The organism is Plesiocystis pacifica SIR-1 (assembly GCF_000170895.1).
In the GTDB taxonomy this organism is placed as follows: domain Bacteria; phylum Myxococcota_A; class Polyangia; order Nannocystales; family Nannocystaceae; genus Plesiocystis; species Plesiocystis pacifica.
This window is the reverse complement of the sequence record NZ_ABCS01000064.1, coordinates 14,059-36,154: the sequence shown is the minus strand read 5'-3', so window position 1 is coordinate 36,154 and position 22,096 is coordinate 14,059. Positions and strand designations below refer to the sequence as shown.

Annotated in this window: 17 protein-coding genes; 9 read left to right on the top strand and 8 right to left on the bottom strand. The window is 71.5% G+C overall.

What is annotated here, in order from left to right; genetic code table 11:
• The first annotated feature begins 207 nt into the window (after window positions 1–207).
• Both PPSIR1_RS26975 and PPSIR1_RS26970 read left to right on the top strand, forming a co-directional pair.
• Window positions 208–561, top strand: coding sequence for a DUF7793 family protein (locus tag PPSIR1_RS26975; protein WP_006974368.1), 354 nt, complete (start codon window positions 208–210; stop codon window positions 559–561).
• Complete coding sequence (locus tag PPSIR1_RS26970) at window positions 558–1,190, top strand: STAS domain-containing protein (RefSeq protein ID WP_006974367.1); 633 nt, start codon at window positions 558–560, stop codon at window positions 1,188–1,190. Before PPSIR1_RS26975 ends, PPSIR1_RS26970 begins: the two co-directional genes overlap by 4 nt.
• Window positions 1,191–1,206: 16 nt before the next feature.
• Here PPSIR1_RS26970 and PPSIR1_RS26965 read toward each other — a convergent pair whose 3' ends face one another.
• The 4 genes from PPSIR1_RS26965 to PPSIR1_RS26950 form a co-directional block, all read right to left on the bottom strand.
• Window positions 1,207–2,352: an LOG family protein gene (locus PPSIR1_RS26965; protein WP_006974366.1), complete on the bottom strand. Its 1,146-nt coding sequence runs from the start codon at window positions 2,350–2,352 to the stop codon at window positions 1,207–1,209.
• A gap of 30 nt (window positions 2,353–2,382) precedes the next feature.
• Window positions 2,383–2,748 carry a nucleoside 2-deoxyribosyltransferase domain-containing protein gene (locus tag PPSIR1_RS26960; RefSeq protein WP_006974365.1) on the bottom strand — a complete coding sequence of 122 codons (366 nt, stop codon included), beginning with the start codon at window positions 2,746–2,748 and terminating at the stop codon, window positions 2,383–2,385.
• 46 nt (window positions 2,749–2,794) lie between these two features.
• Window positions 2,795–4,837, bottom strand: a complete 2,043-nt coding sequence (locus PPSIR1_RS43900) for a protein kinase domain-containing protein (protein WP_157596033.1) — start codon at window positions 4,835–4,837, stop codon at window positions 2,795–2,797.
• Between the two features lie 61 nt (window positions 4,838–4,898).
• Window positions 4,899–7,367 (bottom strand): helicase-related protein, encoded by a 2,469-nt coding sequence (locus PPSIR1_RS26950; protein ID WP_232296554.1) that lies wholly within the window; start codon window positions 7,365–7,367, stop codon window positions 4,899–4,901.
• Between the two features lie 150 nt (window positions 7,368–7,517).
• Here PPSIR1_RS26950 and PPSIR1_RS49590 point away from each other — a divergent pair, with 150 nt between their 5' ends.
• Window positions 7,518–8,408: a hypothetical protein gene (locus PPSIR1_RS49590; RefSeq protein WP_198154622.1), complete on the top strand. Its 891-nt coding sequence runs from the start codon at window positions 7,518–7,520 to the stop codon at window positions 8,406–8,408.
• 71 nt (window positions 8,409–8,479) lie between these two features.
• Here PPSIR1_RS49590 and PPSIR1_RS49585 read toward each other — a convergent pair whose 3' ends face one another.
• Together PPSIR1_RS49585 and PPSIR1_RS26935 are read right to left on the bottom strand one after the other, a co-directional pair.
• A complete protein-coding gene (locus PPSIR1_RS49585) occupies window positions 8,480–9,139 on the bottom strand; it encodes a hypothetical protein (protein ID WP_006974361.1) in 660 nt (219 codons plus the stop codon).
• A gap of 46 nt (window positions 9,140–9,185) precedes the next feature.
• Complete coding sequence (locus tag PPSIR1_RS26935; RefSeq protein WP_045116825.1) at window positions 9,186–9,587, bottom strand: GFA family protein; 402 nt, start codon at window positions 9,585–9,587, stop codon at window positions 9,186–9,188.
• An 82-nt stretch (window positions 9,588–9,669) separates the two neighbouring features.
• Between PPSIR1_RS26935 and PPSIR1_RS26930 the strand changes: the two genes are divergently transcribed.
• Both PPSIR1_RS26930 and PPSIR1_RS26925 read left to right on the top strand, forming a co-directional pair.
• A complete protein-coding gene (locus PPSIR1_RS26930; RefSeq protein ID WP_006974359.1) occupies window positions 9,670–10,467 on the top strand; it encodes a helix-turn-helix domain-containing protein in 798 nt (265 codons plus the stop codon).
• A gap of 108 nt (window positions 10,468–10,575) precedes the next feature.
• Complete coding sequence (locus PPSIR1_RS26925) at window positions 10,576–13,866, top strand: VIT domain-containing protein (RefSeq protein WP_006974358.1); 3,291 nt, start codon at window positions 10,576–10,578, stop codon at window positions 13,864–13,866.
• Window positions 13,867–13,881: 15 nt separating this feature from the next.
• Here the strand turns inward: PPSIR1_RS26925 and PPSIR1_RS26920 are convergent, their stop codons facing one another.
• Window positions 13,882–15,528, bottom strand: a complete 1,647-nt coding sequence (locus PPSIR1_RS26920; protein ID WP_157596032.1) for a hypothetical protein — start codon at window positions 15,526–15,528, stop codon at window positions 13,882–13,884.
• 102 nt (window positions 15,529–15,630) lie between these two features.
• Entirely contained in the window at window positions 15,631–17,004 is a 1,374-nt protein-coding gene (locus PPSIR1_RS26915) for an RNA polymerase sigma factor (RefSeq protein ID WP_198154621.1), read from the bottom strand.
• Window positions 17,005–17,155: 151 nt separating this feature from the next.
• On the opposite strand from PPSIR1_RS26915, the gene PPSIR1_RS26910 reads away from it, so the two are divergent.
• The 4 genes from PPSIR1_RS26910 to PPSIR1_RS26895 all read left to right on the top strand — a co-directional run bounded on the left by PPSIR1_RS26910 (window position 17,156) and on the right by PPSIR1_RS26895 (window position 22,039).
• Window positions 17,156–17,815, top strand: coding sequence for an SOS response-associated peptidase (locus PPSIR1_RS26910; RefSeq protein ID WP_157596031.1), 660 nt, complete (start codon window positions 17,156–17,158; stop codon window positions 17,813–17,815).
• Window positions 17,816–18,360: 545 nt separating this feature from the next.
• Window positions 18,361–20,286 (top strand): DNA repair protein RecN, encoded by a 1,926-nt coding sequence (gene recN, locus PPSIR1_RS26905; RefSeq protein ID WP_006974354.1) that lies wholly within the window; start codon window positions 18,361–18,363, stop codon window positions 20,284–20,286.
• A complete protein-coding gene (locus tag PPSIR1_RS26900; protein WP_006974353.1) occupies window positions 20,283–20,939 on the top strand; it encodes a DUF4291 domain-containing protein in 657 nt (218 codons plus the stop codon). The genes recN and PPSIR1_RS26900 overlap by 4 nt, the downstream gene beginning before the upstream one ends.
• Before the next feature lie 152 nt (window positions 20,940–21,091).
• Complete coding sequence (locus PPSIR1_RS26895; protein WP_045116824.1) at window positions 21,092–22,039, top strand: hypothetical protein; 948 nt, start codon at window positions 21,092–21,094, stop codon at window positions 22,037–22,039.
• Window positions 22,040–22,096 lie beyond the last annotated feature (57 nt).

Sequence of the window (22,096 nt, the reverse complement as noted above, 5' to 3'; positions counted from 1 at the left end):
GTCGTGGGCTCAAACCGATCGGCGCTCCAGCCCCCCGTCCCCGAGACGGGCTTGCCCGCTCACAGGACCGAGAGGTCGGGCACCGCCTGCCTCCACGGCGACGCTTGGATCTGACACACCCGTGTGGCACTGTTTGCTATGGCCCACGTGCCCGGAGGTGCTGGTCGGAGTGCGGTCGAGACCGTCGCGGATACCGGCAAAGCAACCGTGTACCTGGAGGACGAGTGGCTGATCCGCACGGTCTACAAGCCTGGGGTGACCATCGAGCTCGAGGACGCCGAGACCGAGATCGGGATCTATCGAGGCCTCACGGAAAACAGAACCCTCGCCATCGTCATCGACCTGCGCGCGATGAAGACCGCGACCTCGGACGCCCGCGCCCGTTACGCCAGCGACGAAGACGCCGACATGGTGTGCGCGACGGCGCTGCTCACCGGCTCGGCGGTCAGCCGCGTCATCGGCAACTTCTACCTGACCTTGAACAAGCCCGCGAGCCCGACGAAGCTGTTCACCAGCGAGGCCCTCGCCGTCGAGTGGCTCAGAGAAATGCACCGCGGATGAGCGAGAGCGCCGACCAGGAGCTCGGGCCGAGGCTGGACGCGGTCCTCGACGTCATCATGGACATCGCCAACGGCGACGTGGAGGCGCGCTGCGAGCAGTCCGACCGCGGCGACATCCTCGACGCCCTCGCGTGCGGCGTGAACATCCTGGCCGAGGAGATCGGCAAGCGCCTCGACACCATCACCCGCCTCGGCGACGAGCTCGCCGCCGAAAAAGAGCAGGTCATCGCCGTCCAGGGCGACACCATCCGCAAGCTCTCGAGCCCCGCCATTCGCCTGCTGCCCGGTGTCGTCGTCATACCGCTCATCGGAGCCATCGACACCGCGCGGGCCCAAGACATCATCGAGACCCTGCTCGACTCGATCGTGCAGATGCGCGCGAGGGTAGCGATCCTCGACATCACCGGCGTCGCCGACATGGACAGCAAGGTCGGCGAGCACCTGCTCCGGGCTGTCCGCACCAGCCGCATGCTCGGGACCCAGGTCATCGTGTGCGGGATATCGCCGGCCAACGCCCTGGCGCTCCTGGAGACCAACGTGGAGCTCGAAGACGTGCTCGTCGCCGGCTCCCTCGAGCAAGGCCTGCACGCGGCACTGGCCGCGACCGGGCGACGCATCGTCGACGCCTAGTCAGCTAGTCAGCTAGCTAGGACCGCGGCGGGTGCTGGCGGATGAAGGCCGCCGCCTCCGACCCGCGATCGCACAGCCGGACCAGCTCGCCCCACGGCCGCCCCTCGCTCATGGCTCGCAGCAGCGGCCAGACCGGGAGCTTGTGGGTCCAGTGGTCCACGCCCAGCAACACCATGGGGCTCATGACCTCGCAGGTCACGTAGTGGTTTTGGCAGGCGTCCATGAACACCTCCTGGATCGTCCCCGCCGAGCCCGGGGCGTAGACCACTCCGTACTTGGCGATGGCCAGCAGCCCGTCTTCGCGCACGCTGTTGGCGAAGTACTTGGCCACGTGGCTGGCGAACATGTTGGTCGGCTCGTGGCCATAGAACCAAGTCGGGATCGCCAGGCTCTCGGCGCTGTCCCGCGGAGGCCAGCGCCGCCGCACCTCCAGGGCGAACTCGAGGTAGGCGTGCGCCCGATAGTCGGTCTCGTTGGCCAGCAGCTCGAGGGCCTGGTCGAGGGCGCCGTCGTCAAAGGGCGCGAAGTAAGCCCCGAGGTTGCTCGCCTCCATCGCCCCGGGCCCTCCCCCCGTTGCGATGAAGAAGCCGTCGCGGGTCAGGGTCCGGGCCATGCGAGCCACGTCCGCGAAGATCGGCTGATCCCGGCGCATCGCGTGGCCGCCCATGACCGCGACCACCCGCCGCTCCTCGCCCTCAGCCGGGTGCAAGAGATCGTAGACCGCGTCCTCGATGGCGTGGTCGTGGAGCCGCATCGCGAGCGCCTCCATGATCGCCACGGGCACCCCGGCCTCGCGCCGCTTGGTGAAGTAGCGGTAGATGGCGCTGTCCCGAGCGTCCGTCCAAAACGAGCCCTCGCGCCCAGGATCGAAGCCCTCGTAGAGCTCCTCGACGGTGTAGAGCCCGCTGCGGTAGGGGCGAAAGGGCAGCGCCATGCCCTCGCTCAGCGGCGGGAACAGGTCCGCGCCGGTGCGGTAGAGGTGGGCGATGGTCTGGGCGTCGAGGGTGCAGCCCAAAAAGGCCGCGCCCGCGCCCTCGATGCCCTGCAAGAGCGCGGCGTGGGGGCGCAGATCGAGCTCCTGGATCGCCTGCCCGCGGAGGTGACCGTGGGCCCGCACAAAAGCCAGGAGCGCCGCTTCCGAGTCGATCTCGTGGTGAACCATCCGCGGCCAGGCTAGCACTGGGCGAGGCGGTCACGCAGCCGCGCGACGAGGGCGTCGAGATCGGCGACCTGGTCCACGCCATGGCGCGCGCACACGATGTCCACGTTGCCCTTGCGCCAATACCCCCTCGGGCCAGCAGACGATCGCACGGCCCGCGCGCGCGTACAGGCCGAGCTCCAGCAGGGAGATCGGCGCCTTGGTGTCCGGCGCGAAGTAAAAAGCGATCCGGTCCGCCGAGTCCAGGCCGTCGAGCTCCCACTCGACCTGCCCGCGGAACTTGGGCTCGTCGATGGCCTGGCGCCAGCTCGCGTCCCACTCGCGCCGGCGCGGGTTGAGGACGAGCAAGTCGGGGACGTCCGCCAGGGCGACGCCGACCCGCGCCTGCCAATCCTCCAAAAAGTCCCTCCCCCCTCGACCACTCGTGACCAGAGTCAGGGCGCGCTCAAGTCCAGCGGCGGATGGCCGCGACGATGAGCAGGCGCGAGGGCGTGCGGACGTGGCCCAGGCTGACCTCCACGGGGAAGACCGTCCCGTCCCGGTGCTGAGCTTCGAGGGGCAGGCCGCTGGCCATGGGTCGGACCGCGGGATCACGGACGAAGCCGGCGACGTGGCCCTGGTGGCGCGCGCGGGAGGCCGCGGGCACGAGCGTCTCGATGGGCGCGCCGATCAGCTCCTCGCGCGGGTAGCCGAACAGGCGCTCGAGCTGGGCGTTGACCCGCACGATGACGCCCTGAGCGTCGGCGACACAGGTCGCATCAGGGGCGCACTCGACCAGGCCGCGGGCCTCGGCCTCGGACTCACGCCGCGTGGTGACGTCGCGGCCGACGAGGTAGAGCTCGGACTGGCTGGGCAGCGCCCGGGCGGACCAGTCGACCCACCGGGTCGCCCCCCCGGCGTCGGGCATGCGGGCCTCGAAGCTGGCCTGCCCCCCGCTCGCGCGCAGCTCGGCGAGGGTCGCCCGGACGGCCTCGCGGTCGCGGGGGTCCAGGCGCGCGAGGAAGGGCGCCCCTGGGCCGCGCTCGGCCGCGCCGACGCCGAGGGCCTCGGCCCACGCGGCGTTGGTCTGGATCAGCGCGTCGCTCGAGTCGACGAGGGCGAGCAGGTCGAGGGAGAGATCGAAAAAGCGCTCGCGCTCGGCCTCGTCCCGGCGGCGCTCGGCGAGGGCCCGCAGCCAGCCCTGCACCACCTCGGCCAGCTCGGCCGCCGAGCCCGGACGATCGCTGAGGTCCTTGGCCAGGCCGCGCAGGCACAGGGCCTCGAGGGCCTCGGGCACGTCGTGGGTGAGCTCGCTGGGCGGCAGGGGCGGCTCGTGGAGCACGGCGTGCATCACCGCGACGGCGCTGTCCCCCGAAAAGGGCGGGCCGCCGGTGAGGATGGCGTAGAGGATCGCCGAGAGGCCGTAGACGTCGGTCTGAGGCCCGAGCTGATCGATGGCCCCGCGCGCCTGCTCCGGGGCCATGTAGGCCGGCGTGCCCAGGCGCTCGCCCTGCATGGTCTGGAGCGGGCTGGTCATCGACTCGGAGGCTTCCCCCGTCGCCGCCTCGCCGCCCTCGTCCCTGTCCGCGACCTCGCTCTCGATCTCGACCACCTCCGCGGCGGCGATGCGCTTGGCCAGGCCCCAGTCCAGGACCACGACCTCGCCGTAGTCCCCGATCATGATGTTCTCGCCCTTGAGGTCGCGGTGGATGATGCCCCGCGAGTGGGCGAAGGCCACGGTCTTGCACACGCTCACGAAGGCGCCGAGCAGGTCCACGAAGGCGCCAGCGATCAGCGGCTGGGCCTCGCGCATGCGCGTGTCGTGGAAGTCCGCGATGACCTCCCGCAAGGTTCGGCCGCGAACGAAGCGCATGGTGTAAAAGCTGCGCGAGCCGTCGGGCGCGGCGTTGAAGTCGTAGACCGGGACGACCCCTGGGTGCGCGAGCTGGCCGGTGATCTTGGCCTCGCGCATGAACCGGGCGCGGTTGCTGCCCGCGTCGCGATCGTCGCGCAGCCGCTTGAGCGCGACCTCCCGCTCGAGCACCTCGTCGAAGGCGCGCCAGACCTCGCCGATGCCCCCCGACGAGTGCAGCCCGCGGAGCTCGAGGCGCTCGCGGACCGACACGCCGCTGCCCTCCGGGACGAAGCGCAGCGGGCCCAGGCGCGAGCCCACGAGGGTCGGGCGCCCGTAGCCGAGCCCGGCCGCGGGGGTGGCGTCCAGCCCCGCCGACGAGGCGATCAGCGTGACCGTGTCGCCCTCGACGAGCCCGCCCCCGCCGACCTCGGGGACCACGAGAGAAGGGCGCAGGGGAGGCTCGGTCAGGCGCTCGACGAGGGCGGCGTGGGCCTCGGCGTCCAGCCAACCGCGCTCGATCAGGATCGCGTCCACGTCGCGCGCGCCGTCGGCCGCCCACAGCAGGCAGGCCTGGGAGAACTGCGCCCCCTCGATGAGGCCGTACTCGAGGGCGAGCGCGGCGATGCGCAGGCCGTTGTCTGGGGTCCCCGTCAAGGTGTCGAGCATAGCGGAGAGCGAGCGCCAGCCTCCCCGCATGATTTACCCGCCGGGCGCCTCAACGTCGCCGTCCTTGCGACGACCTCCGAGCTCGCCGCGAGCGAGGGCTCGGCGCTCGCCAGCGCGCCTCATCGTCGTCGTCGCGGGTCCAGCCGAGCGCCTCGACGACAGCCTCGAGCTGCTCTCGACGCACCCCAACGAGCCCCGCGAGCTTCGCCCCCTCCCGCCCGTCGAGCCCGACCCCAGCCCCGCCGTCGAGGCGCGCGAGCTCGCCGAGCAGGCGCTCGATCATGTCCGCGCGGATCGCCCGATCGCCGAGCACGGGGTAGCCCAGGGCCGTGTAGGCCCCCGCGTCGACCTCGGGGTTGGGCGCGAAGGACACGGCCCCGCCCGGCGGCGCGGGCACGGACACGCCCTTGGGGAGCGCCGCGGAGCACAGCGCCGCGCGCTGGCGCAAGGCCGGCGCGCGCAGCAGCTTGGGCGCCCAGATCAAGCGCTCGCCCACGCGGACGCCGAGGCTCTCGAGGCGCTTGCGATCGCGGCCGTCGAGGCGGCGCAGCTGGGCCTCTGCGGCGCTCCGGTGGATCGTGCCGAGGCCCTGCTCGAGCTGGTAGACGAGACCCCGCGCGTCGCTCGACAGCGCGTCCGCGGCCCCCGAACGCAGCGCGCCGAGCAGGCGCGTGACGGCGTCGCGGGTCCACGCGACCAGGCGCCGCTGCACCCGAGCGCGCGCGCCCGCGCCGAGCGCTTCGCCCACGAGCAGGGAGACCTCCGGGCGCAGCAGGTCGACGCCGCGGCCGAGGCGGGCCAGCTCAGGCGCGTCTTCGCTGTCCTCGAGGTCGACGATCCACCCGCCCTCGCGCAGGGCGAAGCGCTCGTGCGGCGCCTCGACGAGGGCCTGGACCCACGCGTCGTCCCGGACAGCTCCCGACGCGTCCGACCCGGCGCTCGGGCGCAGATCGAGCTCGAGCAGCTTGGCGAAGGGACCCTCGGCCACCGCGGCGCGATCGAGCTGGGGCCGTCGACGCTGGACCGTGGTCGAGCGCGTGCGCTTGCGAGCCCGCCGCTGCTCCCGGGTCGCACGGCCGCTCGCTCGCGCCCCCTCGCGCTCGACGAAGCGGGCGACCAGGCGCTCGTGCAGCGCGTCGCTGAGCCGGTCCTCCACGGCCCGGGTCCGCGCCTGCCAGGCCTCGGCGTCGACGATCCACCGGCGATGGTTGCTGACGTAGGTCCACGTCCGCACGAAGGCGATGCGCGTCATCAAGGTGTGGATGTCCCCCTCGACGTCGTCGATGCGATCGATGCGCTCGGCCATCCACGCCGGGTCGATGCGCCCGCGGGGGCTCGCCAGCTGGCGGTAGATGTTGGCGAGGAGCTCGACGTGGCCGTCGAGCAGCAGCTTGCGAAAGTCGGGGATCTGGCACACCTCCCACAGCAGCTCGACCGACGCCTGCCCCTTCGCCAGGGCCTGGATGTCCTCGCGCGCGCTCAGCTGGACCAGGGTCGAAAAGTCCTCCGCCGCGCGCACGGGCTCGAGCACGCGCCGCGGCGGCCGGGCGCGCAGCGAGGCCGTCAGCGACTCGAGGGTGCGAAAGTCGAGGTCCGAGTTTCGCCAGATCACCCGGCGCATGACCGGGAAGTGGTGGGTCTCGATGGCGTCGACGACCGCGCTGGGTAGGGGCCCTGCGGGGGACAGGCAGCAAAACTGTCCGTCGTTGTGGGCCCGCCCCGCCCGGCCGGCGATCTGCGCGAGCTCCCCGGGCTCGAGCTCGCGGACCTCGACGCCGTCGAACTTGCGCAGGCCCGCGAACGCCACCGTGTCCACGTCCATGTTGAGGCCCATGCCGATCGCGTCCGTGGCGACCATGTAGTCGACCTCGCCGGACTGGTAGAGGGCCACCTGGGCGTTGCGCGTGCGCGGAGACAGGGCCCCGAGCACCACCGCCGCCCCGCCCCGGCGCTGACGCAGGCGCTCGGCGATGGCGTAGACCTCCTCGGCCGAGAACGCGACCACGGCCGTGCGCGGCGGGAGGGCGCCGAGGGAGAGGTTGCCGATGCCGCGCAGCTGGGACAGGCGCGGGTGGGTGTGCACGTCGGCCGTGGGCACGAGCTCCTCGAGGATCGGGCGCACGGACTCGGAGCCCATGAACCAGGTCTCGAGGCGGCCGCGGGCGTGGAGCAGGCGATCGGTGAACACGTGCCCGCGCTGGCGGTGCCCGGCCAGCTGGATCTCGTCGACGGCCACGAAGTCGACCTCGCGGCTGACGGGCATGGACTCGACGGTGCACACCCAATAGTCCGGCCGCGGGGGGATCCGCTTCTCTTCGCCGGTGACCAACGCCACCCGGTCCTCCCCAATGCGCGCGGTGATCTTGTCGTAGACCTCCCGCGCGAGCAGGCGCAGGGGCAGGCCGATCATCCCGCTGCGGTGCTCGAGCATGCGCTCGATCGCCCGGTGGGTCTTGCCGGTGTTCGTGGGTCCGAGGGCGGCGGTGATCCCCACGGGGGTCGCGCCAAGTCCGCTCACTCCCCCACGGTAGCAGGCCCCAGCTCTAGGGCCAGGAATCCCCTGTCGGGCTCGCCCAACTTTTTTGATCTCGGCGGTGACACGAGCCCTCTCCGGCGGTGTTCGAGGGCCGTGATGCACCGCAAGACCCGCCGCCCGACCCTCGCTTTCTTGCTCCCCCTCTCCCGCAAGCGGTCCTTGAAGCGCGCCCCGGCCGTGGGGCGCCTGGCCGCCCTGAGCCTGCTGGGCCTGTCCCTCGGGACCGCGAGCGCCTGCGTGATCTCCGTCAACGAGGGCGGCTGGTGGGAGGAGGACGCCGAGCAGTGCTACGACGACTACGACGACTGCCTCGACGACGCCGAGAACCCCGACGACGCCCAGTACTGCGCCGACGCCCTCGACGAGTGCCTGGCCAACTGCGGCAAGGCCGACGGGGGCGGGGACGACGAGGCCGGTGAGGCCGACGACGGTGAGCCTCCCCGCGAGGACGAGGGCGGTGACGCGGAAGACGACGGCGGTGCCGAGGACGATGGCGGCGCCGAGGACGATGGCGGCGCCGAGGACGATGGCGGCGCCGACGATGGCGGTGCCGAGGACGGCGGCGCCGACGATGGCGGTGCCGAAGACGGCGGCGAGGACACGGGCGGCGAGCCCGAGCCCGACCCGGCCTGCTACGACATCCTCTCCGCTTGCATCGACGCCGCCGAGACCCTCCAGGACGTCGAGGCCTGCGAAGCCCTGTTCGACAACTGCATCGACCCCGAGCCCTGCGACGACCCGATGTGCGAGGAGCCCGAGTGCCCGCAGGAGCTCCTCGACGCGTGCGTGGCCGACTACGGCCAGTGCTCGGAGAGCGCCGCCACCCCCGAGGACGTCGTCGGCTGCGGCGAGGCCTTCGACGCGTGCGTGAGCGAGTTCGACGTGAGCCTGTGCCTGCCCAACTACGACGACGAGCTGCTCGAGGCCTGTCTGGAGCAGCACGCCCTGTGCACCGCCTGCGCCCCCGATGCCGAGGGCCTCGCCGCTTGCCAGAGCACCTTCGACAACTGCCTGGAAGGCTGAGATCCGCGGCCCCAAACAAAACACGAGCGAGGTGGCCTCACCTCGCTCGTCTTTGTTGGTTCAAACCAGGCTCACATCGACGCGAGCTCGAAGACCATGTCGGTCTGGTCGCTCTCGTCGTTGACGTTGGCGTGCTTGTGGACCTTGGCGTAGACCCCGGGCTTGTCGGCGATCATCCACACGGTGTAGTGCCCGCCCATGAAGCCCTCGAGCTCGGCCTGGACGGTGTCGAAGGTCCCTGCGGCCACGGTCAGCTCGGCGCGCTCGACCAGCGAGACCTCGGTGCGCTCGGTGGTGAAGAAGGGGCTGTACTGGTTGAAGTCCCGGGTCGCGACCTCGTTGGCGCCCTTGTCCTCGCTGGGATGGTTGACCCCGTTGCAAACGGTCCCCACGGCGGTGCCGGTCGCCGACTTGACCTGGCACTCGTAGTCGTCCTCGACCTCCTTGCCCTTGGCGTCCTTGCCGGTCTGCTTGTAGGTCAGCGTGGTCCCGGCCTTCATCGCGCCGGACACGTCGCTGGTCTTCCAGGTCCACTCGAGCTTCTTGGGCTCGTCGGCTTTGTCGGCCTCTGCCTTGTCGGCCTCGGCCTTGTCGGCGTCTGCCTTGTCGGCGTCCGCCTTGTCCCCGGCCTCGGCCTTGTCCCCGCCTTCGGCGGGCTTGTCACAAGCGACGGTGAAGCTCAGGGCCAGGCAAGCGGCGGAGGAGAGCAGGAGCTTGGAGGTGCGCAGCATGGGCGGATGCTAGCAGCGTTTTTGCTCTCGGAGGCTCGCGGTTGGCTCACAAGCTCGCGCCGTCGTACCAGTTCGCGTCGGCGAGCAGGACCTGGGCGTCGCTGCCGTCCACGCAGCGCAGGTTGACGGCGTACATCGTCGCTCCGGACTCTGGATCGACGCCGTGGGCGAAGGGCTTGATGCCACACACGCTGCAAAAAGGGTGATGGATATGGCCCTTGCCAAACTGGTAGTCGCGCAGCTGCGCCTCGCCGGCGTCGAGGGTGAAGCGATCGGCCACGACGAAGACCATCAGCGATCCGGCCCGGCCGCACATGCTGCAGTTGCAGGCCAGGACCCCCGCGTCCCCAAAGGCGGTCCCCAGCGCGCTCCCCTGCCCCTCGACGCTGAAGCGGACCGCGCCGCAGTGGCAGCTGCCCCGGTGTGTCGTCGGCTCTGTGGTGGTCATGATCGCCAGGCTATGATCGGGGTCCGGACGAGTCTTGAACAAACGCGACACCCACGACCTACCCTCGATACGGGGGGCCATCTTGCGTCCGCAGCAGGCCGAGCGCGCCTTCCGTCTGCGCCGCCTCGAGCCCCCGCCGGATCTGCGCGCCTTCGTCAGCCACTACTGGCTCATCGACTGGGACCTGCCGGCGCCCTTCGTCCAGTCCGTGCTCCCCAACCCCGCCGCCAACCTCGTCGCCGAGCACGACCAGCTCAGCCTCAGCGGGGTGTGGACGCGCCGCTACGATCGCCACCTCGAAGGGCGCGGCTCGGTCTACGGGATCAACTTTCGACCCGCGGGCTTCCACGCCCTGCGCGCGGCCCGGGGGCCCATGCACGCGCTCACGGACCACAGCCGAGACCTCGCCCCCGACATCGGCGTCGACGCGCCCGCCCTGCACGCGCAGCTGCGCGAGGCCGAAGACGACGCGGCCCGAGCCGAGCAGCTCTCGGCCCTGCTGCGAACCCTCGACCCCGAGGCCTACCCCGGGATGGCCCAGCTCGACGCCCTCGTCGCCCTGGCCCGGGAAGACCGCGACCTGGTCCGCGCCGAGCAGCTCGCCGAGCGCGGCGACATGACCCTGCGCTCGCTCCAACGGCGGCTGCGCGAGCACGTCGGCGTGGGGCCCAAGGCGCTGATTCGACGCTTCCGGGTTCAAGAGGCCGCCGCGCGTCTGGCCGAGGGCGAACGGGTCGACCTCGCGGCCCTCGCCCTGAGCTTGGGCTACGCCGACCAGGCCCACTTCAGCCGGGACTTCAAAGCCACCGTCGGCGCCTCGCCCCGGGCCTACCTGGCGAGCCTCGACGCGCAGCCTCGGCGTGAGCCGAGCGATTGCTGATCGCTTACACCCCCGCCCTTCGAAAGATTCATCGCCGCGCATCGAGGACCAGACAGAAAGTCGATCGGGGTCTCGGAACGTTGGGGCCTCGCAATGGTCGAGAGAGTGATGCGCCCCGCCCGAGCCCTCCCCCTCGCGCTGTTTGGAGCCGCCGTGCTCGCCGGCTGTGCCCCCCACGAGACCCTCGAGTCGCTGTCCGAGGAGTTCACCCCCGAAACCAGCGGTCCGAGCGGCCCCCCGCTCGCCGAGCCCGAGCCCCAAGCCGAAGAAGAGCCCAAGGCTCCCGAAGCTCCCGAGCCCTCGGCGCTGCGCTGGACCACCGCCGAGTGCGACCTCGCGCCCCTGTCACTGACCAGCAGCGACGGCGTGGGCCTGGCCCTGACCAAGCTCGACGCCCGCGTGGTGGTCCACGGGCCCCTGGCCTTCACCGAGCTCCACCTCTCCTTCCACAACCCCCGCCCACGGCAGATCGAGGGCCGCTTCGAGGTCACCCTGCCCGAGGACGCGGCGATCAGCCGGCTCGCCATGGCCATCGACGGCGAGTGGCAAGAGGGCGAGGTCGTCGAGCGCCAGGCCGCGCAGCGAATCTACGAGGACATCCTCCACCGCAAGGACGATCCGGCGCTGATGGAGAAGCAGCTCGGCAACGTCTACGGCGCCCGGGTGTTCCCCATCCCCGCCAACGCCGACAAGCAGCTGATCGTGTCCTACTCGCAAGAGCTCGCCGGCGACGAGACCTACCGCCTGCCCCTGTGCGGCCTGCCCGAGCTCGGCCAGCTCGACGTCGACATCCGCGCGCAGCCCTTCCCCGGGCTGCCGGGCAGCAAAGACCTCGAGCGCTTCGCCGTGCACCAGCGCGCCGTCCGACCCCGCGGCGACGTCGAGCTGACCCGCCCGGCCTGGGGCGGGCTCGAGCGCGGCCACGGGGTGTGGGCCGGCGACATGGTCGTCAGCTCCGTCGTCCCCCTGCCGCACACCCAGAGCCGGACCGAGGGGCCGGGCGACGCCCCGCTCGAGCGCGTGACGATCCTGTTCGACACCAGCGCGTCCCGAGCCAACGACTTCGACGGCCAGGTCGCGCGCCTGGGTCAGCTGATCGCCGCCCTCGACCAGGCCGACCCCGCGCGCAGCCTCGAGCTCGAGCTCATCGCCTTCGACCAGAGCGTCGAGACCCTCTACACCGGGACCGCCGCCGGCTTCGACGACGCGGCCCTGAGCGCCCTGCTGCGCCGCGGGCCCCTGGGCGCGACCCGCCTCGACGTGGCCCTGGACGCCCTGGCCTTCCCCGCCAACCGGGCGGCCGAGGGCGACCCGCCCACGCGGGTGATCGCCATCACCGACGGGATGCTGACCGCGGGCGAGGAGCTCGCGGGGCTCCAGGCCGCCCTCGGGCGCCTGCGCGACCACGGAACGCGCCGCCTCGACGTGATCGTCGACGGCAACGCCTCGGACACGGCCCTGCTCGAGGCCCTGGTCCGCGCCGAGCTCCCCGATCCCGGCCTGGTCATCCGCCCGGGCGAGTCCCTCGACGCCCTCGCCACCCGGCTGCGCTCGAGCGTGCACTCGGGCCTGCCCGTGACCGTCGAGGGGGCCAGCTGGGTGTGGCCGGCGACCGTCGACGGCGTGCAGCCCGGGGACGCCGTGCTGGTCTACGCGCGCATGGACTCGGGCTTCGAGGGGGACGGCGAGGGAGCCCGCGCCCTCGAGATGCGCATCGGCGATGAAGCCATCCCCGTCGCCCTCGAGGCCGCGCCGGCGCCCCTGGTCGACCGCGCCCTCGCCCGGGCGACCATCGACGCCTACCAGCGCCAGCTCGCGGCCATGTCTGATGAAGCGTTCGCCAGCGAGCAGGGCAAGCGCCTGCGCGAGCACGTCGTCGACACCTCCGTGCGCGCGCGGGTACTCAGCGACTACACCGCCCTGCTCGTGCTCGAGACCGAGGACGACTACGACGACTACGGCATCCCCCGGGACGACCTCGCCGAGATCCTGACCGTGGGCTCCGAGGGCGTCGAGGCCCTGATCCGCGACCAGACCGAGATCGTGGTCGCGGCCCGCAACGCGTTCGAGGACCACGACAAGTACGCCTTCGGCAGCGGCAGCGGCATGGGCTTTGGCGCCTCGGAGGAAGAGGACGAAGACGTCTGGGGCGGGCTCGCCGGTGAAGAGGTGTTCGAGGCTTCCACCTACGGCTCGGCGCGAGCGGTGGCCGCGGACCGGATCCGCCTCGACCAATCGGGCTCTCCCCTCGAAGGCCACGGCGTGGGCGGCGGGGCAGGCTTCGGCGGAGGCGTGAGCGCCACGTCCGCGGGCGCCTCCGCCGAGGCCCCCCGTCGGCGGGCCCTGTCCGGTGTCGAGGCCATCGACCGTCGCCGCCGCCTCGCCGAGCGCGTGCTGCTCGAGGTCGACGTCCCCCGCCACGTCCTCGACGAGGCGGACCACTCCAAGCCCTACACCGGGCGCTACGCCGAGTTCATGGCCCTGCTCACCCGCGAGGAGCTCGACGCCGCCCTCGCCCTCGCGACCGCGTGGGTCGAGGAGGCCCCCGGCGAGGTCCTGGCCATGGTCGCGCTCGGGCAGGCCTACGCGGCCCTCGACCGCAGCGAAGACGCGGCTCGGGCCTTCGGCTCGCTCATCGACCTGCACCCGGGTCGGGCCGACATCCGGCGCATGGCCGGCGCCCGCCTCGAGGCCCTCGGCGAGCCCGGCTGGGCCCTCGCCCTCGACACCTACTCCCGCGCCCTCGACCAGCGCCCGGATCACCCCACGGCCTACCGCCTCGTGGCCTGGACCCAGGTCAAGCTCGGCGACCTCGAGGCCGCCTTCGACACCCTCGAGGCCGGCCTGAGCTCCCCCTATCCCGAGGGCCGCTTCTACGGCTACGAGACCATCCTCCGCCAGGACCTGGGCATCGTCGCGGCGACCTGGATCGCCCGCGCGCCCGAGCGCGAGGCCGAGATCCGTGAGCGCACCCAGGCCCGCTACACCCGAGTCAACACCCGCGAGTCGCTCCGCGTCGTGCTCAATTGGGAGACCGACACCAACGACGTCGACCTCCACGTCATGGACAAGCGCGGGCAGGTCGCCTTCCACGGCTCCCTGGCCATCCCCAGCGGCGCCCTGGTGGCCGACGTGACCACGGGCTACGGCCCCGAGGCCTTCGTCAGCTACGGCCGCTGGTCTGCCTTCCCCTACCGCATCGGCCTGCACTACTACTCCCGCGGCCCCATGGGCTACGGCATGGGCAAGCTCCAAGTCATCGAGCACGACGGCGAGGGCGGCCTCGAGTTCATCGAGCGACCCTTCGTCATCATGGCCGACAACGCCGCGCTCAACTTCCCGGACCTGCGCATGCGACCGTCCACGGCCCGGGAGCGGGGCGTCGACGCCATGAAGTGAAGTAAACCCTTCCGCTCATTCGGGCAGCCAGGCGATCACGCCGGGCTCGGGAGCGGGGGTCCACACGTCCTCGACGAGGTCGTCGATGCGCCAGACCGCGTCGGGGTCGTCGGACACCGGCCGGGCCGCGCACACGCCCCCGGGGCTGACCCGCGGGCGGCTGCCGTAGTCGGAGATCACGCTCACCCCGGAGCTCGGCCGCAGCAGCTGCAGCGAGGATCCAAACAGCGTCTCCGGCGGCGTGTTCTCCCAGTTGAGCGCGGCCCCGCAGACCCACTCCTCGGGTCCGTAGCCGCGCAGGTAGGTGACCTCCCCGAGGACGCGCAGCTGCGATCGGTGGAGGTAGGCGATGGGCAGCAGCGAGTCTTCCACGACCCAGTCCATCCCGGGCGCGTCCTTGCGCCACACCCGGTCCCCGTCGGCGCCCCGCCAGGTCGAGAGCAGCTCGCCGAACTGGTTGAAGGTCGCGTTGCTGTAGCTGCACGTCGGCTCGACCTGCCCCGGCGGCGGGATCAACGAGAACTCCTCGCTGACGTCGTCGTCGCGCATGTGCAACAGGATCTCCTGGTCGTCCATGTCGAGGATGAGCCAGCGCTGGTCGACGCTCGACTTCGACAGGCCCCAGCCCTCGGCGAAGCGCGCCTCGACCTCGGGCCAGGGCGTGATGTCGAGGACCTGGCCGAGGTACTCCTCGACGATCGAGATGGTGTCGTCGGCGTTGGAGATGGAGACCAGCACGCCGTCTTCGTCGAAAGAGTCCAGGCCGATCTCGAAGCCCCCGTAGGACCCGCCCATGGTCTCCAGGGTGTCGGCGTTGCGCCAAAAATTGCTGTCCTCGCCGCCGTTCATGGTCATCCAACCGTCGGCCCCCGGAGCGCCGTAGGCGTTGCCCTGGCCCACGTTGAGGATGCCGTCGGCGTCGACCACCCGCGACGAGTAGGTGTCCTCGTTCTGGCCGACCTCGTCCGCGGTGAAGGCCGCCCGACCGTCGGCGCTGATGAACACGCCCCAGATTCCCACGGGCTCCCACGCCGTCTCGCCGTGCTCCCAGACGATCGCCCCGGTGTCCCGGTCGTAGGCGCGGTAGCGCGACAGCGCGTGGTCCAGCCCGGACTCGGCGTCGTAAGCCCCAACAAAGACGTACTCGCCCCCGCTGGCGGTGATCACCTCGACGTCCGCGTCCGCGGCCGCGCCGGGCAAGCTGGTGTCGAGGAGGATGGTGTCTCCGTCGGCGCGCAGCAGCCGAACCGTGGGCGGCTCTTGCTCGCCGACGATCATCGCCACGACGCGATCGGGCGGCCACTGCCCCGACGCGCAGAGCGTCTCGCTCAGCTCGCCCGTGTCGCTCGAGCCGTCGGTGACCTCTTCCCACTCGTTGCCCTCGGAGCTCGACTCGCTCTCACTCGTCGACGCCGTGCTCGACTCGCTCTCCGTGCTCGACTCGCCCTCACTCGTCGACTCCGTGCTCGACTCGCTCTCCGTGCTCGACTCCTCCTCCGTGCCCGTCGTGCTCGACTCCCCGCTGCCATCCTCGCCAACCTCGTCCGTCGACACGACGTCGTCGGCACACGCCGAGCCCAGCGCGAGGAGCGAGAGGGCGAGGAGGGAACGGCCCTGCCCGCTCGTCCAAGGGAGCCGGCGGGGCGTACATGACGAAGACATGGGCCGAGTATAGGGCGACGCGCCCCCTGTTCCGGCGACGCGCGAGCGATTTGGAGCGCGCCCACGCCCGAGCGCTGGGGCGCCCCAGGCTCTGTTCTCGGTTCAGTCGTCTTCAGGCGACTCGAGCCACTCCGCGCCCATCTCGCTGTACTTCGCAATGTTGCCCTCGAGCGCCTCCATCGCCTCGGCGTTGGCCTCGAGGTCGGCCTTGGCCAGGTCCGCGAGCAGCCCCTGGCGCATCTCGAGGGCCGCCCCAAACATGGCCGCGTCGGTCAGGCACTGGGCGGCCACGAGGCGCTCTTCGACGCTGCCATCGTCCTCGAGCGGCGCGACGCAGTCCTGGCCCCACTCCGTATCGAGCCCGGCCTCGGCGTCGACGATGCTGGCGAACAATCGACGCAGGGAGGCCTTGGCGTCCTCGGCGTAGAGCGAGTCGGGGTAGCGCTCGAGCAAGGTCCGGTTGATCTGCACGCCGTAGCCGATGGCGTGGGCATCCTCGGCGCAGTTCCCCGCCTCGACGAGGTGGCCGACGGCTCCTGGAGCGTCTTCCGGGCCGGCGTTGAAGGCCGCGATCGCGTCCTCCATGCACTGGCGGGCCTCCGCCCGGCGATCCACCGACGGCACCTCGTCCTCGACCGCCGCCTCCGGAGCAGCGGGGCGCGTCGGAGCAGACACCGGCGCGCCCGCGGGGCCCCCCGGACCCACAGGCGTCGCCGGTGCCTCGACCTCAGCCTCCTCGGCCGCGGGCAGGTCTGCCTCGACGGGCGCCGCCGCAGCTTCGACCCGCGCCGCCACCGGTGCCCTCACCCCGGGCTCTTCTCCCTCACCGAAACCGACCATCGACGCGACCAACACCGCCGCGACGGTCAGGCCGCCGACCGCCATCAACTTCAGCCCCGTCGCCGCGCTGGCGGCCGGCTTCGCCGGCTCCGCGACCACGCCCGGACCCGCGAACGCGAGCATCATGCCCATCCACGGCCGCTCCTGCTCGTTCGAGCGCGCGTCGAGGGCCTGGCGCATGCGCTTGAGCCCCTCGCTGCACCGCCAGCGCACCGTCCCCGGCGGCAGGTCGAGCTCCCGGGCGATCTCCGCCGCGCTCCGCTCTTCGAAGTAGCGCAGCTCGAGCACCTCCTGGTAGGGCTCGCCGACCTCGCGCAGGACCTCCCGGAGCAAGCGCGCCGCCTCGTGCTCGGCCACCTGCGCCTCTGGCAGCTCCGAGCTCGCCCCGCTTGCCGGCTGCTCGACGTAGTGCGCGAGCTCCCGCCGCCGACGGTGACGCCGCGCCTGGTCCCGGACGTTGTTGCGCAGCACCTGGCGCATCCACGGACCCGCCGAGCGCGGCGCCTCGTGACTCAGCGCGGCGACGTAGGTGTCCTGAACGTGATCCTCCGCGTCCTCCCGGGTCAGCACCCGCGCGAGGGCGCGGAGCCCGTCGTCGTGGGCCAGGAGCTCGGAGCGGTTGGCGGGAGCGGTCACGAGTGCGTTCATCGTATGGGCGAGAGGTGTGAGCGGTGCGAAGTGTTGGGTGCCCGCTCGATTTTTCTTCGCCTCCGCCTGGCGCTCTTGACGCACCACCTTCGGCCGCCCCTGACATCGGGCTAGGCTCCCCACGCCCATGTGCGGTCGCATGTCCCTCACCGGCCCCGATCCCGACGCCTTCATCGAGGCCCTCGGGCTGACGACACACCCCGGCGCCCTCCCGGACTACCGACCGCGCTACAACATCGCCCCGACCCAGCCCCACTGGCTGCTGCGCCGAGGACCCACCGGCCGGACCCTCGACCGCGTCCCCTGGGGCCTGCCCAACCCGCGCGGCGGCGCCCTGTTGATCAACGCCCGCTCCGAGCGCGCCCTCGAGCCTGCGCGCAGCCTGTGGTCCACGGCGCTCCGGCGCGGTCGCTGCGTGATCCCAGCCGATGGCTTCTTCGAGTGGCACCGAAACCAAGGCGGCGCCGAGAAGACGCCGCACTGGTTTCGACGCACCGACGGAGGGCTCTTGTTGTTCGCCGGGCTCGTCGAGCGCGGGCGCTTCGTCGTCCTGACCACCGCGCCCTCCCCCGACGTCGCGCCGATCCACCACCGCATGCCGGCGATCCTCGAGCCCGAGGCCGTCGGGCTGTGGCTGAGCGACGCTGGGGCCGAGGCCGCCCCCGAGCTCCTGGTCCCGGGCCGGCGAGGGCTGCTCGAGGCCACGCCCGTGTCGAAGCGGGTCAACGACGTGCGCAACGACGACCCCGCGTGCATCCGCCCCGCTCCGCCCGCTCCCCGGCAGCAGAGCCTCTTTTGAGTCGTGGACGTGGGGCAGGGAGGGTGTGGCGTCGTCCACGACGGACAAAATAGTCAGGGACTGTGGATTCATTCACAGTCCCTGAGTCGTGGACGTGGGGCAGGGAGGGCGTGGCGTCGTCCACGACGGTTAAAATAGACAGAGGGTTGGCCAGAACTCGTTTTGGCCGACCCTCTGAGTCGTGGACGTGGGGCAGGGAGGGCGTGGCGTCGTCCACGACGGTTAAAATAGACAGAGGGGCGGACAGGACTTGTTCTGGCCGCTCCTCTGAGTCGTGGACGTGGGGCAGGGAGGGCGTGGCGTCGTCCACGACGGTTAAAATAGACAGAGGGGCGGACAGGACTTGTTCTGGCCGCTCCTCTGAGTCGTGGACGTGGGGCAGGGAGGGCGTGGCGTCGTCCACGACGGCTAAAGTAGACAGAGGGTTGGCCAAACTCGTTTTGGCCAACCCTCTGAGCTGCAGATGATCCAGGCCAGAACACGGGCCACCGGAATTTGCGCCGCCAGTGCTGAACATCGGCGCAGAACATGCTAGTCCCTCGGCCGTGCTCGACTACCTGCACATCCGGGGCCTGGCCCTCCTCGACGACGTCGCCCTCGAGTTCGAGCCGGGCATGAACGTGCTCACCGGCGAGACCGGAGCGGGCAAGTCGATCATCGTCGACGCCCTCGCCCTGCTCCGGGGCGCGCGCGGTCGGGGCGAGCTGGTCCGCGAGGGGGACGAGGCGGCGCGAGTCGAGGCCCAGTTCACCGTCCGCGAAGGCGTGCACGCCCGCCTCGGCGGCTTCTTCGACACCCACGACCTCGACCTCGAGAACGGTCAGCTGGTGGTCGAGCGCAAGCTCAAGCGCTCGGGCCGGGGGCGCGCCGCGGTCCAGTCCAACCTGACCACGCTCTCGGTGCTCAGCGAGCTCGGGGGCGAGCTGCTCGAGATCTGCAGCCAGCACGAGCACCACAGCCTCACCCACGTCGGCCACCACCTCGAGCTCCTCGACGCCCACGCCGAGCTCGACGGGCCCGAGGGTCCGCTCGAGCGCTACGCCGCCGAGTACCGCGGCTGGCGGGCCCTGGTGCAGCGCGTCGAAGACATCCGCGACCACGAGGCCGAGCGACTCCAGCGGGCGGACTACCTGCGCTTCCAAATCGAAGAGCTCGAGCGCGTCGCCCCCGAGCCCGGCGAGCACGAGGCCCTGCGCGAGCGCCTGACCCTGCTCCGTGACGCCCACGAGCTCGGGCGCTTCTCCGCCGAGGCCCACCAGCTCCTCTACGAGCGCGACGACGCCATCGCCTCCCGCCTCGCCGTGCTCCTCGATCGGGCCCGGCGGCTGGGTGAAGGCAAGAAGCTCGCCGCCCTCGACGAGATGGCCGAGCAGCTCGAGAGCGCTCAGATCGCCGCCGAAGAGGCCGCCAGCGCGGCCGCGCGCATGAGCGACGCCATCGAGTGCGGTCCCGGAGAGCTCGAGCAGGTCCAAGACCGCGTCCACGAGCTCGAGCGGCTGCGCCGTAAGCACGGCTGCGACATCGACGAGCTGCTCGAGCGCGTCGCCGCCATGGGCGAGGAGCTCGAGAGCCTCGAGGGGGCCGAGGAGCAGCTCGGCGAGCTCGAGGCCGAGGCCCTGAGCCGGCACCGGCGCTGCCTCGCCCTCGCCGACGAGCTCCACGAGCGGCGCGCGGCCGCGGCCGGCAGCCTCGCCCGCGCCGTCGAGGCCGAGCTCACCGCCCTGCACATCCCCAACGCCCGCCTCGCCGTGGCCATCCAGCCCTTCGACGCTCGGTCCGAGAGCGACGCCGACGAAGCCCCCAAGCTCGGCCCGCGCGGCCGCGATCGGGCCGAGCTGCGCTTTTCGGCCAACCCCGGCGAGCCCCTCGCGCCCCTGACCAAGGTCGCCTCCGGCGGTGAGCTCAGCCGCGTGCTCCTGGCCGTCAAGAGCGTGCTGTCCACGGAGCAGCGCGTCTCCACCTACGTGTTCGACGAGGTCGACGCGGGCGTGGGCGGGGCCGTGGCCGAGGCCATCGGCTCGCGCCTGCGCAAGGCCGCGAGCCACCACCAGGTCCTGTGCATCACCCACCTGCCGCAGATCGCCGCCTTCGCCGACGCCCACTTCCGCGTTCAAAAGCAGGTCGTCGACGGGCGCACCGTGACCCGGGTGGTCGCCCTCGACGAGGACGCCCGGGTCGAAGAGCTCGCCCGCATGCTCGGAGGCAAGCGGGTCACCGCCAGCGCCCGCGAGCACGCCCGCGCGCTCATCGACGAGGCTCGGCGCTGGCGAAGCGCGGGCAAGTCCGCCAAGAAGAAGACGGGCAAGGCGACCAAGGCCGTGAAGAAGAAGGCGACCAAGGTCGCGAAGAAGCCCAGCGCCAAGAAGTCGACCGCAACGAAACCCGCCAAGAAGCCGACCGCAAAGAAACCCGCCAAGAAGCCGACCGCAAAGAAACCCGCCAAGTCCCGCAGCAAGCGGCGCAGCGCATGACCGCCCCCGCTCGCCTCAGCGTCGCGGCCTACCTCGAGCAACGCGAGCGCTGGCCCCAGACCGGCCGCCACGTCCTCGCCCATTACGACGACGAGGCGGTCGTCGTCTACCAGGCCTACAACCCGGCCATCGCGGCCTGGGCCGTGAAGCATCAGCGCTTCGGCGGTCCCTGGTCCTTCGAGCGCATGAGCTGGATCAAGCCCAATTTCCTGTGGATGATGTTCCGCTGCGGATGGGCCACGAAGCGCGACCAGGAGCGGGTCCTCGCCGTGCACCTCGAACGCGCGGGCTTCGACGCCATCCTCGGCCAGGCCGTGCACTCGAGCTTCGTCGCCGAGCGCTACGCCGACCGGGCCACCTGGCAAGCTCGGGGGCGCCGCAGCGACGTGCGCCTGCAGTGGGACCCCGACCACGGACCCCGCGGAGGCAAGCTCGAGCGCCGCGCCATCCAGCTGGGCCTGCGTCGCGCGACCCTGCGCGCCTTCGCCGAAGGCTGGTGCCGGGGCATCGAGGACATCACGCCCTTCGTCCACGCCCAGCGCACCTTCGTGGACAGCCGTCAACTCGGCCGCCTCCAGACGCCGCTCGAGCGCGTCTACCCGGTCCTCGACGCCGAAGTCGCCGCGCACCTCGGCGTGACTCCGGGCTCCTGAGGAGGGAATCGCGTCGTCGTGCTCGCCCGGCTGGTTGGGCATGGGCATGGGCGCGAACACTCCCTCCTGTGGCCCACTGACGGGCCGCCTTGGCCGACGACCGTGCCAGCCCCCGCGTTGCCCTCCATCATCGACCGTGACATGGGCTGGAGGTGCCCTCCTTCCTCCACCAAGGATTGCTGGTCCTCATCAAGGCCAACGCGCCCCTGCTCTTCGAACTCGCCCGCCACTTCGACGCCGCCGCTACGCAGGGCTGCGAAGCGAGCTTCGAGACCCGCGCGAACGAGCTGCCCCATCCAGCCGCCCCCGACGCGGTGCTCCACGCCGACTGGATCGTCGCGCGCCCAGACGCCCTCGCCCTGGCCGTCGAAGTCCAGACCTCCGCGGACCGGCTCAAACGCTACACCTGGCTCAGCTACGCCGCCGGCGTCCGGCGCCTGTTCGAGTGCAGCGGTTGGACCCTGGTGGTGATCCCCGACCCCAAGCTCCGAGAGTGGTACCAGCAAATGTTCGAGGCGGAGCCACGTGCATCGCCATGGTTTGTCGAGCCTCGAATGTTGCCACCCATGACCAATACCGGGGACGCGCGTCGAGACCCCGCCCGCGCGACCTTGACGACCCTCTTTCACGCCCGGAGCGAGCACGGGGCGGCCTGTGCTCGGGCCACCCTCGACGCCCTCCGGCAGCTCGACCCCGTGGACCTGCCCCAGCGTCGGGTCTATCGTGAGTTGGTGTTGACGACATTGACCCGCGAGCAACTCGAGGAGCTCCCCCCAGAGCTCCTCGAGGTCGATCCCCACGCGCCGCTCGGACCCATGGAGCGGACCAACGCCTACTTCACCCAAGGCCGGGAAGAAGGGCTCGAGACCGGCCGCGCCGAAGGCCTCGAGACCGGCCGCGCCGAAGGCCTCGAGACCGGCCGGGAAGAGGGGCGTTGCCGCGAGCTCGCGCGCGTGCTCATCCAGGTCCTCGCCAGCCAAAACCAGAGTATCGACGAGGACACCCGGGTGACCATCGAAGCCTGCCGCGACCTCGACGAGCTCCGCACCTGGCTGGACGCCGCTCTCGAAGGCCGAACGCGAGTAGAATCGTCTCCCTGAGCCCTGCCGCGGAGGTAGCGCTCGCCGCCCTTCCCCTCAGCCCCTGCCGCCTTGGAC

Excerpts from the sequence above, each read along its gene's own strand:
- PPSIR1_RS26920 (WP_157596032.1), bottom strand. The coding sequence starts at position 15,528 with ATGTCTTCGTCATGTACGCCCCGCCGGCTCCCTTGGACGAGCGGGCAG.
- PPSIR1_RS26910 (WP_157596031.1), top strand. The coding sequence starts at position 17,156 with ATGTCCCTCACCGGCCCCGATCCCGACGCCTTCATCGAGGCCCTCGGG.
- PPSIR1_RS49585 (WP_006974361.1), bottom strand. The coding sequence starts at position 9,139 with ATGCTGCGCACCTCCAAGCTCCTGCTCTCCTCCGCCGCTTGCCTGGCC.
- PPSIR1_RS26970 (WP_006974367.1), top strand. The coding sequence starts at position 558 with ATGAGCGAGAGCGCCGACCAGGAGCTCGGGCCGAGGCTGGACGCGGTC.
- PPSIR1_RS26900 (WP_006974353.1), top strand. The coding sequence starts at position 20,283 with ATGACCGCCCCCGCTCGCCTCAGCGTCGCGGCCTACCTCGAGCAACGC.
- PPSIR1_RS26925 (WP_006974358.1), top strand. The coding sequence starts at position 10,576 with ATGCGCCCCGCCCGAGCCCTCCCCCTCGCGCTGTTTGGAGCCGCCGTG.
- PPSIR1_RS26965 (WP_006974366.1), bottom strand. The coding sequence starts at position 2,352 with ATGGTTCACCACGAGATCGACTCGGAAGCGGCGCTCCTGGCTTTTGTG.
- PPSIR1_RS26935 (WP_045116825.1), bottom strand. The coding sequence starts at position 9,587 with ATGACCACCACAGAGCCGACGACACACCGGGGCAGCTGCCACTGCGGC.